Source organism: Streptomyces sp. NPDC047525, assembly GCF_040643025.1.
In the GTDB taxonomy this organism is placed as follows: Bacteria; Actinomycetota; Actinomycetes; order Streptomycetales; family Streptomycetaceae; genus Streptomyces; species Streptomyces durmitorensis.
The window spans coordinates 1-12,284 of sequence record NZ_JBEYTL010000019.1 but is presented as its reverse complement, the minus strand read 5'-3'; the positions used below and the strand labels follow the sequence as shown (position 1 = coordinate 12,284).

Sequence of the window (12,284 nt, the reverse complement as noted above, 5' to 3'; positions counted from 1 at the left end):
ATGTCGAAGCTCGGCAGTCTCGGCGCCAGGCTCTACCGCGGTGAGGTCGGCTACGACTTCGTCGGCAAGCGCAAGATCTGGTACGGCATCTCGATCCTGATCACCATCACGGCCATCGTCGGCCTTGCGGTGCGCGGCCTGAACATGGGCATCGAGTTCGAGGGCGGTGCCGTCTTCACCACCCCGAAGACCAGCGTCTCGGTCGCGCAGGCCGAGAAGTACGCGGAAGAGGCCTCCGGCCACGACGCGGTCGTCCAGGAGCTCGGCTCGGGCGGTCTGCGCATCCAGGTCGCCGGTGTGGACACCGCCAAGTCCGACCAGATCAAGGCTGATCTGGCCAAGGACATGGACCTGAAGGTCGACACCATCAACGCCGATCTCGTGGGCCCCAGTTGGGGTGAGCAGATCAGCAAGAAGGCCTGGACGGGCCTGATCATCTTCATGGTCCTCGTGGTGATCTATCTGGCGATCGCCTTCGAGTGGCGCATGGCGCTCGCCGCGCTGATCGCCCTGATCCACGACATCACGATCACCGTCGGTGTGTACGCCCTGGTGGGCTTCGAGGTCACCCAGGGCACGATCATCGGTCTCCTGACGATCCTCGGTTACTCGCTCTACGACACCGTGGTGGTCTTCGACAGCTTGAAGGAGCAGTCGAAGGACCTCGCCAAGCAGACCCGGTGGACCTACAGCGAGGTCGCCAACCGCAGCATCAACAGCACCCTGGTGCGCTCGATCAACACCACGGTCGTCGCGCTCCTGCCGGTCGCCGGACTGCTCTTCATCGGCGGCGGCTTCCTGGGCGCGGGCATGCTCAACGACATCTCGCTGTCGCTGTTCGTCGGCCTCGCGGCCGGTGCGTACTCCTCGATCTTCATCGCCACGCCGCTCGTCGCGGACCTCAAGGAGACCGAGCCGCAGATGAAGGCGCTCAAGAAGCGCGTCCTCGCCAAGCGTGCCGCTGCCGCGGCCAAGGGCGAGTCCGTGGAGAGCGCCCCGCGGGACGAGGACGACGAGCCGCAGGACGACGTGGACCAGGACGCCGCCCCCGCGGGCGTCGTCGGCCCGCGCACGCAGCCGGCCTCGCGGGGCCGTGGCCGTGGCCGTCCGTCGGGGAAGCGCCGATGACCGAGCTCGCCGGAACGACTCAGCTGCTGCTCAGCCGCATCCGAGACGTTCCCGATTACCCCGAGCCCGGGGTGATGTTCAAGGACATCACGCCGCTCCTCGCGGACCCGGAGGCCTTCGCCGCACTGACCGAGGCCCTCGCGGACCTCGCGGTGCGGCACGGAGCCACGAAGATCGTCGGCCTGGAGGCCCGCGGCTTCATCCTGGGCGCCCCGGTCGCCCTGCGCGCCGGGCTCGGCTTCATCCCCGTACGGAAGGCGGGCAAGCTCCCCGGAGCGACGCTCAGCCAGTCGTACGACCTGGAGTACGGCAGCGCCGAGATCGAGGTGCACGCCGAGGACCTGGCCGCCGATGACCGCGTCCTGGTCGTCGACGACGTCCTGGCGACCGGCGGCACCGCCGAGGCGTCCCTGCGGCTCATCCGCCGTGCGGGCGCTCAGGTGGCCGGTGTGGCGGTTCTGATGGAGCTCGGCTTCCTCGGGGGCCGCAGCAAGCTGGAGACGGCCCTGGAGGGCGCCCCGCTGGAGGCCCTCCTCACCGTCTGAGGCGTCTGAGGCGTCTGAGCAGCCACCACGCACACCCCGAGGCGGGCCCGGAGGAATCCGGCGCCCGCCTCAGGTGTTGCTTCTGTAGAGACCGAGGGTCGGCCGTGTGGAGACCTCAGGCGTTTCTCCCGTGAAGCGCTGTCTCACGAGCTGAGGGAGAGCCGAAGGTCCAGGATCGATACCATGGGCTCTTCGGGGCCTGACCGGGGGACCCGGATCGCGCACAGGGAGCGCCTCTTGCCAGACGAGTCCAAGGCACTCACCGCCGCCAAGGCCGCAGAGCAGGCCCAGCGCGCGGCGTCCGCTGCTGCGCCCGCGAAGAGCGCGCCGCCCGCCGCGGGCGCGACGCCGGCGAAGCGGGAGAGCACGCCTCCCAGCACCACGTCCGCACCGAGCACGCCCGGCGCCGGCGCCAAGAGCGACAAGCCTGCCGCCGATTCTTCGCGCCCCAAGCCCCCCACCGAGGCGCGCGCCGGCAGCACGACCCCCGCGCCCCGCCCCACGGCGGCCAAGAACGAGCGCTCCGGCTCGTCCAACCGCGTACGCGCCCGCCTGGCCCGCCTCGGCGTCCAGCGCTCGAATCCGTACAACCCGGTCCTGGAGCCGCTGCTGCGGATAGTGCGCAGCAACGACCCCAAGATCGAGACGGCGACGCTGCGCCAGATCGAGAAGGCCTATCAGGTCGCCGAGCGCTGGCACCGCGGCCAGAAGCGCAAGAGCGGCGACCCGTACATCACGCATCCGCTCGCCGTGACGACGATCCTCGCCGAGCTCGGCATGGACCCGGCCACGCTCATGGCCGGTCTCCTTCACGACACCGTCGAGGACACCGAGTACGGCCTCGACACCCTCAAGCGCGACTTCGGCGACCAGGTCGCCCTGCTCGTCGACGGCGTCACCAAGCTGGACAAGGTCAAGTTCGGCGAGGCCGCGCAGGCCGAGACCGTGCGCAAGATGGTCGTCGCCATGGCCAAGGACCCCCGCGTCCTGGTCATCAAGCTCGCCGACCGCCTGCACAACATGCGCACGATGCGCTATCTCAAGCGCGAGAAGCAGGAGAAGAAGGCCCGCGAGACCCTCGAGATCTACGCGCCCCTGGCCCACCGCCTGGGCATGAACACCATCAAGTGGGAGCTGGAGGACCTCGCCTTCGCGATCCTCTACCCCAAGATGTACGACGAGATCGTGCGCCTGGTCGCCGAGCGCGCCCCCAAGCGCGACGAGTACCTGGCCATAGTGACCGACGAGGTCCAGGCCGACCTGCGCGCCGCCCGCATCAAGGCCACCGTCACCGGGCGCCCGAAGCACTACTACAGCGTCTACCAGAAGATGATCGTCCGCGGCCGTGACTTCGCGGAGATCTACGACCTGGTGGGCATCCGCGTCCTCGTCGACACGGTCCGCGACTGTTATGCCGCCCTCGGCACCGTCCACGCGCGATGGAACCCGGTCCCCGGCCGGTTCAAGGACTACATCGCGATGCCGAAGTTCAACATGTACCAGTCGCTGCACACGACGGTCATCGGCCCCAGCGGCAAGCCCGTCGAGCTCCAGATCCGTACGTTCGACATGCACCGCCGCGCCGAGTACGGCATCGCCGCGCACTGGAAGTACAAGCAGGAGCCGTCCGCCGGTGCCTCCAAGGTGCGTACGGACGTGCCGAAGAAGACCGGTGGCAAGGACGACCACCTGAACGACATGGCGTGGCTGCGTCAGCTCCTTGACTGGCAGAAGGAGACCGAGGACCCCAGCGAGTTCCTCGAATCGCTGCGCTTCGACCTGTCGCGCAACGAAGTCTTCGTCTTCACGCCGAAGGGCGACGTCATAGCGCTCCCGGCGGGCGCGACCCCGGTCGACTTCTCGTACGCGGTCCACACCGAGGTCGGCCACCGCACCATAGGAGCGCGGGTCAACGGACGGCTCGTGCCGCTCGAATCGACCCTGGACAACGGCGACTTGGTCGAGGTCTTCACCTCCAAGGCGGCAGGCGCGGGCCCGTCCCGCGACTGGCTCGGCTTCGTCAAGTCGCCGCGGGCGCGCAACAAGATCCGTGCGTGGTTCTCCAAGGAGCGCCGCGACGAGGCCATCGAGCAGGGCAAGGACGCCATCGCGCGCGCCATGCGCAAGCAGAACCTGCCGATCCAGCGGATCCTCACGGGCGACTCGCTCGTCACGCTCGCGCACGAGATGCGCTACCCCGACATCTCGTCCCTCTACGCGGCGATCGGCGAGGGCCACGTCACCGCGCAGTCCGTCGTGCAGAAGCTCGTCCAGGCGCTCGGCGGCGAGGAGGCCGCCAACGAGGACATCGCCGAGAGCACGCCGCCCTCGCGCAGCCGCAGCAAGCGGCGCGCCAACGCCGACCCCGGTGTCGTCGTCAAGGGCGTCGAGGACGTGTGGGTCAAGCTGGCCCGCTGCTGCACGCCTGTCCCCGGCGACGGGATCATCGGCTTCGTCACGCGCGGCAGCGGCGTATCGGTTCACCGCAGCGACTGCGTGAACGTCGACTCACTCTCCCGTGAGCCCGAGCGCATCCTCGAGGTCGAGTGGGCACCCACCCAGTCCTCGGTCTTCCTGGTCGCCATCCAGGTCGAGGCCCTGGACCGCTCGCGGCTGCTCTCGGACGTCACGCGCATCCTCTCGGACCAGCACGTGAACATCCTGTCCGCGGCCGTCCAGACCTCCCGCGACCGGGTCGCCACCTCGCGCTTCACGTTCGAGATGGGCGACCCCAAGCACCTGGGCCATGTGCTCAAGGCGGTCAGGGGAGTCGAGGGCGTTTATGACGTGTACAGGGTGACGTCGGCGCGCAGACCGTAGTCTGAGGGGGAGCGGGACGGGAGGGGCGTGATGAGTGAACCGCTGGCCGGCGGCGCATTGATCGGCGGTCGGTACCGGATCCTCGATCCCATCGGTCGAGGTGGCATGGGGGAGGTCTACAAGGCCCTCGACGAGAGCCTCGACCGCCGGGTGGCCCTCAAACTCATGTACGGCGGCAGCGGTCTGCCCGACGTGGGGGAGCGCTTTCGCCGTGAGGCCCGGGCGCTCGCCCGTATCTCGCACCCCAACGCGGTGGCCGTGCACGACTTCGGACTGCACGAGGCCCGGCCGTACATCGTCATGGAGCTCCTTGAAGGGTTCGACCTCCAGGCCCTGACGCAACAGGGGCCGCTCCCTCCGATGCTGGTCCGAGCGATTGCCGCAGGGATGTGCGAGGGACTGCGCGCCGCGCACGAGGCGGGCGTGCTGCACCGGGACATCAAGCCGAGCAACGTCCATCTGACACGCCAAGGCCGCGTGGTGCTGCAGGACTTCGGGATCGCCGCCCTGCTGATCGGTGACACCTCGGACAACACGCTGACGCGTACGGGGCATATCATCGGCACCCCGCAGTTCATGCCGCCCGAGTCCGTACTGAGCGCTCCTGTGGGCCCGGCCGCAGACCTCTACTCGGTCGGCGCCTGCCTGTACGTGATGCTCGCGGGGAAGACGCCCTTCGAGAGCGACACCGCCTTCGCCGCGATGTACCGCATCGTGAACGAGGGCCTGCCGGACATCAGGGAAGCCGTCCCCGGTCTCCCGCCGGACCTGGCCGAGCTCGTCATGGACCTCGTACGGACCGCGGCCGGCGAACGGCCCACGGTCGAGGAGACGATCGCCCGCCTGGACTGCCCGCCGGACGCGGACGCGATGATCGCGAGCGTGGCCACGGGCGGTGTACGGGACCGTGCCCTGGCGGGCCTTGCCGACCAAGACGCTGCCGCGGACTCTCAGCCGGACCCGAGGCCCTGGAACCCCATCACGGCCGTGGTACCCGAGTTGGCCGTCCTGCCGGTTCCGGGCGAGGCCGTTTCCGAGTACGACATCGCCCTGAGCCGGGTGACGCGTGAACACATCTTGCGCGCGATGACCCCGGAGACCGCACAGACGCGGTTGCGGGAGGCGGTGAGCCTGGTCCTGCGCGGTGAACTCGCGGACGCGGTCCAGTTGCTCTCGGCCGTCCACTCGGTGTGCGGCGGCACGCTGGGGGCGGGGCATCCGACGACCTTGGCCGCGCGCTACTGGCACGGGGTGTGCCTCTCGAGGCTTGACGCGGCCGGCGAGGCGCTGGCGGCGTTCGCCACGGTCTCCGAGGGCACGGCCCGAGCCGTCACGGCCCGGCGCGAACAGGCAGCCCTGGAGGAAGCCCCTCGATGGAGCGGCGGCGGCTCATGACGCATCACGGATCGGCCCACGGGGGAGTGTTGCAAAGCATCCGCGTCACGGTGGAAACGGACGGCGACGTCGAGGAGGAGTTGCGCTCGCTGCTGCGCTGGCTCAGGGCCGACGAGGAGACAGGGCCGCATACGCACGGCGAGCTGGCGTCATCGCGTGCTCCGGACCCCGAACACATGGGCGTCCCGCTGGACCTGATCTCGCTGACGGTCAGCGTCGCCCTGGGAGCCGGCCAGCTCGCGGTGGGCATCGCCCAGTGGCGCGGCGCGCGTCCCGGAGCCCCGAAGGTCACCCTGCACCGGGGCGACGTCCGGGTGGACGTCCATGATGCCGACCCGGACACCGTGCGGCGCCTGACCGAACTGCTCGCCGAGGGTCGGGATGACGGCAGTGCCGGAGCTTCCTGACCCGACCGCGTCGGCAGCGGTCCTCATCGGCACCTCCGCATACCGCCACCTTCTGCAGGTTCCGGCCGTCGAGAACAACCTGGCGGACCTGGCTGACGCCCTCCAGGACGTCACGGTGTGGGGGCTGCCGCAAGCCCGGTGCTCCGTCGTGCCGGACCCCGCCACGCCGTCCGAACTCCTCGACCCCGTCTATGAGTTGGGCCGCCAGTCCACGGACACCTTTCTCGTGTACTACTGCGGGCACGGGCTGCGCGACAGCGATTCCGCCGACCTGTATCTGGCGCTGACCGGATCGCGCGAAGGGGCGGGCTACACGGCCACCGAGTACCGGCATCTGCGGGCCGCGCTGCGCGCTTCACCGGCCCGGCGCAAGATCGTGATCCTCGACTGCTGCTTCAGCGGCCGGGCCACGCGCACGCTGGGAGCCTCCGGCGACCTCGCGGCCCAGGCCGTGGTCGACGGGGCCTATGTGCTCACCGCGTCGCCCCGCGATCACGCCGCGCTCGCCCCGGACGGCGAACGGCACACCGCGTTCACGGGCGAGCTCCTGAAGCTGCTGATGGACGGAGTGGCCGACGCGTCGGACACCCTTGATCTGGAGACCTTGTTCCGAGAACTGGACGCGCGCCTGCGGTCCAAGAACCGCCCGAGTCCCCAGCGGAGCCAGGTCAACGACATCGGGCGCTTGCCGCTGGTACGCAATCGGGCCAGAGCAACCCGGACCACGGCCGCAGGCCCCGTCATCGACATCGAGGTCCAGGCGGCCCTCATGGCCAGCGGGCTTCAACTGGCGAGGCTGCTCCGGTCGGTGGGGCGTAACCGGGACGCCCTGCCGATCCTGCGCATGATCCTTCAGGCCCGTGTGCCGGAGGCGGAGGGCGAGAGCGTCGCCGTTCATCTGGAGCTGGCCGAACTGCTCACGGAGACGGGTCAGGACAAGGAAGCCATCGAGACACTGGAGGCCGCGTTCCGGCAGACCCACAAGCGGTTCGGGCCCGAGGCGCTGACCGTGTGCCGCCGGCTGGCCGAGCTGCTGCAGCAGGCAGGCAACCACCGCCAGGCCTGCGATGTGCTGCGGCACGCCCTGGACAGCTTGGACGAGGACGTGCCGCCACCGCCGACCGCGCGGTGACCGACCGACCGCGCCCGGGAGCGTGCGAGGTGCGGGAACGGCGAAGGCCCCGGGCACTCAGCGGAGTACCCGGGGCCTTCGACACGAGCGGTCACATACGAGCGATCACATACGAGCCGTCGCCGAGAAGGAACTGCTCAGCCACCGAACTCGTGCAGCCCCTTCAGCGCCTGGTCCAGCAGCGCCTGGCGGCCGTCGAGCTCCTTCTGGAGCTTGTCCGCCTTGGCGTTGTTGCCCGCCGCGCGCGCCTTCTCGATCTGTTCCGTCAGCTTGTCGACAGCCGCCTGCAGCTGTCCCGTCAGGCCCTCGGCCCGAGCGCGCGCCTCAGGGTTCGTACGGCGCCACTCGGCTTCCTCGGTCTCCTGAAGAGCCCGCTCCACCGTGTGCATCCGGGCCTCGACCTTCGGCCGCGCGTCACGCGGGACGTGGCCGATGGCCTCCCAGCGCTCGTTGAGCGTACGGAAGGCGGCGCGAGCCGACTTGAGGTCCTTCACCGGGACGAGCTTCTCGGCCTCCTCGGCCAGCTCCTCCTTCAGCTTCAGGTTCTCCGTCTGCTCGGCGTCCCGCTCCGCGAAGACCGCGCTGCGCGCCGCGAAGAACACGTCCTGGGCGCCGCGGAAGCGGTTCCACAGATCGTCCTCGTGCTCGCGCTGTGCGCGGCCCGCGGCCTTCCACTCGGTCATCAGGTCGCGGTACCGCGCGGCCGTCGGGCCCCAGTCCGCCGAGCCGGAGAGCGCCTCGGCCTCGCCGACCAGCTTCTCCTTGGTCTTGCGGGCCTCTTCGCGCTGGGCGTCCAGCGAGGCGAAGTGGGCCTTGCGGCGCTTGGAGAACGCCGAGCGGGCATGCGAGAAGCGGTGCCACAGCTCGTCGTCCGACTTGCGGTCGAGGCGCGGCAGACCCTTCCAGGTGTCCACCAGGGCGCGAAGCCGCTCGCCCGCCGCACGCCACTGCTCGCTCTGGGCGAGCTCCTCGGCCTCGACGACCAGCGCCTCCTTGGCGTGCCTCGCCTCGTCCGACTGCTTGGCCTTCTGGACCTTGCGCTCCTCACGGCGCGCGTCGACGGTCTCGACCAGCTTGTCCAGGCGCTTGCTCAGGGCGTCCAGATCGCCGACCGCGTGTGCCTCGTCCACCTGCGCGCGCAGGTGGTCGATGGCGGTCATGGCGTCCTTGGCCGACAGGTCGGTCGTCTTCACCCGGCGCTCGAGAAGTCCGATCTCGACGACCAGACCGTCGTACTTGCGCTCGAAGTAGGCAAGGGCCTCGTCAGGAGATCCCGCTTTCCACGAACCGACTTCGCGCTCACTGCCGTCGGCCTTGCGCACGTACACGGTCCCCGTCTCGTCGACGCGGCCCCACGGGTCGCTGCTCACAGCGCCTCCTCCACATGATGCCTGTGCAGGGCCTCGGGCCCCCGGCATCGTCCACAGTTTCGTCACCGCCAACATAGGCGACGCGCGGGGCGGCTGTCCGCATCCCGCGCGTCCGAAGTTTGCCTGCGAGCGGTCAGGATTTCGACACGGTCGCCTTGTTGATGACGACCGTCGCGTTCGGGGCGCCGTCGCCCTGCCCGGTGCTCTCGCCGGCGTCGGCGATCTTCTTGAGCACCTTCATCCCGGAATCGGAAATGGTCCCGAACGGTGTGTAGTCGGGCGGCAGCTGACTGTCCTGGTAGACCAGGAAGAACTGGCTGCCTCCGGTGTCCCGGCCCTTCTTCTCCTGGGCGCTGTACTGGTTGGCCATCGCGACCGTACCCGCCGGATACACGTTCCCCTTCAGGCGCTTGTCCTTGAGGTTCTCGTCCGGGATCGAGTAGCCGGGCCCGCCCTTGCCGGTGCCCTTCGGGTCGCCGCACTGCAGGACGAAGATGCCGCCCGCGGTGAGCCGGTGGCACTTGGTGTGTTCGAGGTAGCCCTTGTTCACCAGGAAGTTGAAGGAGTTGACCGTGTGCGGGGCCTTCGCCGCGGAGAGGTCGAGGCCGATGTCGCCGCAGGTGGTGCTCAGCTTCATCGCGTAGTCCGCCGACTTGTCGATCGTGAGCGCCGGCTCCTTCTTGAAGCTGAGCGGCTTCACCTTGCCGCCCGCGGGCTTCTCGCAGGGGTCCGGCTTCTTGGTGGGGCCCGGGCTCGCCACGTCCTTCGGCTTGCCGTCGTCGTCGAAGGCGCCCGCCGCGTACGACACCGCGCCACCGGTCACCACCACCGCGAGCGCCGAGGCGATCACCGCGTTGCGCATCCGCGCCCTGCGCCGTGCGGCCTCCCGGCGCTGCTGCTGCCGCAAGAACTTCTCCCGGGCGAGCTGACGCCGCCGCTGATCGTTGCTGACCACCGGGTGATCTCTCCTCTGCGTGGATGACCGCTTCTGTGTGCCCCGTACCGTATATGGGTTAGCTGTGGAATCGGGAGCGCCGGTAGGCTCTGATCTGCCGCGATCCTGCGCGGTCACCTCCGCCGGACGACGAACGAAGGACGATCGTGCTCATTGCCGGGTTTCCCGCCGGGGCCTGGGGCACCAATTGCTACTTGGTCGCCCCCGCCGCCGGTGAGGAGTGCGTGATCATCGACCCGGGCCATCAGGCCGCCGAGGGAGTCGAGGACGCACTCAAGAAGCATCGGCTCAAGCCCGTCGCGGTCGTCCTCACCCACGGCCACATCGACCACGTCGCCTCGGTCGTCCCGGTCTGCGGGGCCCATGACGTGCCCGCGTGGATCCACCCCGACGACCGGTACATGATGAGCGACCCGGAGAAGGCCATAGGCCGTTCCTTCGGCGCGCAGCTGCTCGGCGAACTGACCGTGGGGGAGCCCTCCGACGTCAAGGAGCTGGCCGACGGCGCGCGCCTGAAGCTCGCCGGTCTGGACTTCTCCGTCGCGCACGCGCCGGGGCATACGAAGGGGTCGGTGACCTTCCAGCTCCCCGAGTCCGCCGAGGTCCCCTCGGTGTTCTTCTCGGGCGACCTGCTGTTCGCCGGCTCCATCGGACGCACCGACCTGCCCGGCGGATCGCACGACGAGATGCTCGAGTCGCTGGCGCGCGTGTGCCTGCCGCTCGACGACTCGACCGTGGTCCTGCCCGGTCACAACGAGCACACGACCATCGGCCGTGAGCGCGCCACCAACCCGTATCTGCGTCAGGTGGCCGCCGGCCTGGGAGCCGACGCTCCCCGACGAGGAATGTGACGAGAGAAAACCCGTGAGCACCTTCAAGGCCCCCAAGGGCACCTACGACCTGCTCCCGCCGGACTCGGCGAAGTACCTGGCGGTGCGCGAGGCGATCGCCGCGCCGCTGCGGAACTCCGGGTACGGCTATGTGGAGACCCCCGGCTTCGAGAACGTCGAGCTGTTCTCGCGCGGCGTCGGCGAGTCCACCGACATCGTCTCCAAGGAGATGTACGCCTTCGAGACCAAGGGCGGCGACCAGCTCGCCCTGCGTCCCGAGGGCACCGCGTCCGTGCTGCGCGCGGCCCTTGAGGCCAACCTGCACAAGGCGGGCAACCTCCCGGTCAAGCTCTGGTACTCCGGCTCGTACTACCGCTACGAGCGCCCGCAGAAGGGCCGCTACCGCCACTTCTCGCAGGTCGGCGCCGAGGCGATCGGTATCGAGGACCCGGCTGTCGACGCCGAGTTGATCATCCTCGCCGACCAGGCGTACCGCACGCTCGGCCTCTCCCAGTTCCGCATCCTGCTGAACTCGCTGGGCGACAAGGAGTGCCGCCCCGTCTACCGGGCCGCGCTGCAGGACTTCCTGCGCGCGCTCGACCTGGACGAGGAGACACGTCGACGTATCGACATCAACCCGCTGCGGGTCCTGGACGACAAGCGCGATGACGTCCAGAAGCAGCTGGTCGGTGCCCCGATGCTGCGCGACTACCTCTGCGACGCCTGCAAGGCGTACCACGAGGAGGTGCGCGAGCTCCTGACGACGGAGGGCGTCGCGTACGAGGACGACCCGAAGCTGGTCCGCGGCCTGGACTACTACACGCGCACGACCTTCGAGTTCGTCCACGACGGCCTCGGCTCGCAGTCCGCGGTGGGCGGCGGCGGCCGCTACGACGGCCTCTCCGAGATGATCGGCGGCCCCGCGCTGCCGTCCGTCGGCTGGGCACTCGGCGTGGACCGCACGGTCCTCGCCCTGGAGGCGGAGGGCGTGGAGCTCGAACTGCCCTCGGCGACCAGCGTGTTCGCGGTGCCGCTCGGCGACGAGGCCAGGCGGGTCCTGTTCGCCAAGGTGACGGAGCTGCGCAAGGCGGGCGTCGCGGCCGACTTCTCGTACGGCGGCAAGGGCCTCAAGGGCGCCATGAAGAACGCCAACCGCAGCGGCGCGCGCTTCACGATCGTCGCCGGCGAGCGGGATCTCACCGAAGGCGTCGTGCAGCTCAAGGACATGGAGTCCGGTGAGCAGGACGCTGTCGCGGTGGACGAGATCGTGGCCGTCCTGAAGGGCAAGCTGGCCTAGCCGAAGCCTGGTGCGGGGCCCGGGTGCGACACCGCACACGGGCCCCGCCCGTTCAGGGTCCCGGGGTGAGTGCCATGCGCGTTCGGTCCGTACCTCCTTATGTCCATCGAACGGTGGACACCCGCCCGCGTGCGGCACAATGTCCGTGCCCGCAGGCCACCACAAGCGACGGAACGGCGTGATGAGCAAGACGACCCCGGCAAGCGACAGCCTCCCCTCCGAGCACGATCACGGGGGAGGGGACGCGGACGCGCCACGCAGTGTCGGCGGGAGCCGTGCGTTCGCGCTGCTTCTGGTGATCACGGGTGCGGCGGGTCTGCTGGCGGCGTGGGTCATCACGCTGGACAAGTTCAAGCTCCTTGAGGACCCGGACTTCACGCCGGGCTGCAGCCTCAATCCGGTGGT

The 12,284-nt window shown here is 69.5% G+C and carries 10 protein-coding genes and 1 pseudogene; 9 read left to right on the top strand and 2 right to left on the bottom strand.

Translation table 11 applies throughout. The features are described 5' to 3' along the window. From secF to ABZ833_RS37425, 6 genes are all read left to right on the top strand, one after another. Complete coding sequence (secF, locus tag ABZ833_RS37450; RefSeq protein ID WP_361056767.1) at positions 1-1,128, top strand: protein translocase subunit SecF; 1,128 nt, start codon at positions 1-3, stop codon at positions 1,126-1,128. After that, entirely contained in the window at positions 1,125-1,673 is a 549-nt protein-coding gene (locus tag ABZ833_RS37445) for an adenine phosphoribosyltransferase (RefSeq protein WP_361056764.1), read from the top strand. The genes secF and ABZ833_RS37445 overlap by 4 nt, the downstream gene beginning before the upstream one ends. A 237-nt stretch (positions 1,674-1,910) precedes the next feature. After that, complete coding sequence (locus ABZ833_RS37440; protein ID WP_361056761.1) at positions 1,911-4,493, top strand: bifunctional (p)ppGpp synthetase/guanosine-3',5'-bis(diphosphate) 3'-pyrophosphohydrolase; 2,583 nt, start codon at positions 1,911-1,913, stop codon at positions 4,491-4,493. 30 nt (positions 4,494-4,523) lie between these two features. Further along, complete coding sequence (locus tag ABZ833_RS37435; protein ID WP_361056758.1) at positions 4,524-5,888, top strand: serine/threonine-protein kinase; 1,365 nt, start codon at positions 4,524-4,526, stop codon at positions 5,886-5,888. Further along, a complete protein-coding gene (locus ABZ833_RS37430; RefSeq protein WP_361056755.1) occupies positions 5,885-6,295 on the top strand; it encodes a hypothetical protein in 411 nt (136 codons plus the stop codon). The genes ABZ833_RS37435 and ABZ833_RS37430 overlap by 4 nt, the downstream gene beginning before the upstream one ends. Further along, a complete protein-coding gene (locus ABZ833_RS37425) occupies positions 6,279-7,427 on the top strand; it encodes a caspase family protein (protein WP_361056752.1) in 1,149 nt (382 codons plus the stop codon). Before ABZ833_RS37430 ends, ABZ833_RS37425 begins: the two co-directional genes overlap by 17 nt. Positions 7,428-7,564: 137 nt before the next feature. Here the strand turns inward: ABZ833_RS37425 and ABZ833_RS37420 are convergent, their stop codons facing one another. Together ABZ833_RS37420 and ABZ833_RS37415 are read right to left on the bottom strand one after the other, a co-directional pair. Next, the gene (locus tag ABZ833_RS37420) at positions 7,565-8,797 is read right to left on the bottom strand and encodes a DUF349 domain-containing protein (RefSeq protein ID WP_249591112.1); all 1,233 of its coding nucleotides are present in this window, start codon (positions 8,795-8,797) and stop codon (positions 7,565-7,567) included. Positions 8,798-8,930: 133 nt separating this feature from the next. Continuing rightward, a complete protein-coding gene (locus tag ABZ833_RS37415; protein WP_361056748.1) occupies positions 8,931-9,752 on the bottom strand; it encodes a peptidylprolyl isomerase in 822 nt (273 codons plus the stop codon). 146 nt (positions 9,753-9,898) lie between these two features. On the opposite strand from ABZ833_RS37415, the gene ABZ833_RS37410 reads away from it, so the two are divergent. The 3 genes and pseudogenes from ABZ833_RS37410 to ABZ833_RS37400 form a co-directional block, all read left to right on the top strand. Beyond that, positions 9,899-10,603, top strand: a complete 705-nt coding sequence (locus ABZ833_RS37410; RefSeq protein ID WP_160503787.1) for an MBL fold metallo-hydrolase — start codon at positions 9,899-9,901, stop codon at positions 10,601-10,603. 13 nt (positions 10,604-10,616) lie between these two features. Then, entirely contained in the window at positions 10,617-11,879 is a 1,263-nt protein-coding gene (gene hisS / locus ABZ833_RS37405) for a histidine--tRNA ligase (protein ID WP_361056744.1), read from the top strand. Positions 11,880-12,060: 181 nt separating this feature from the next. Continuing rightward, a pseudogene (locus ABZ833_RS37400) lies at positions 12,061-12,284 on the top strand (hypothetical protein); the annotation flags it as partial.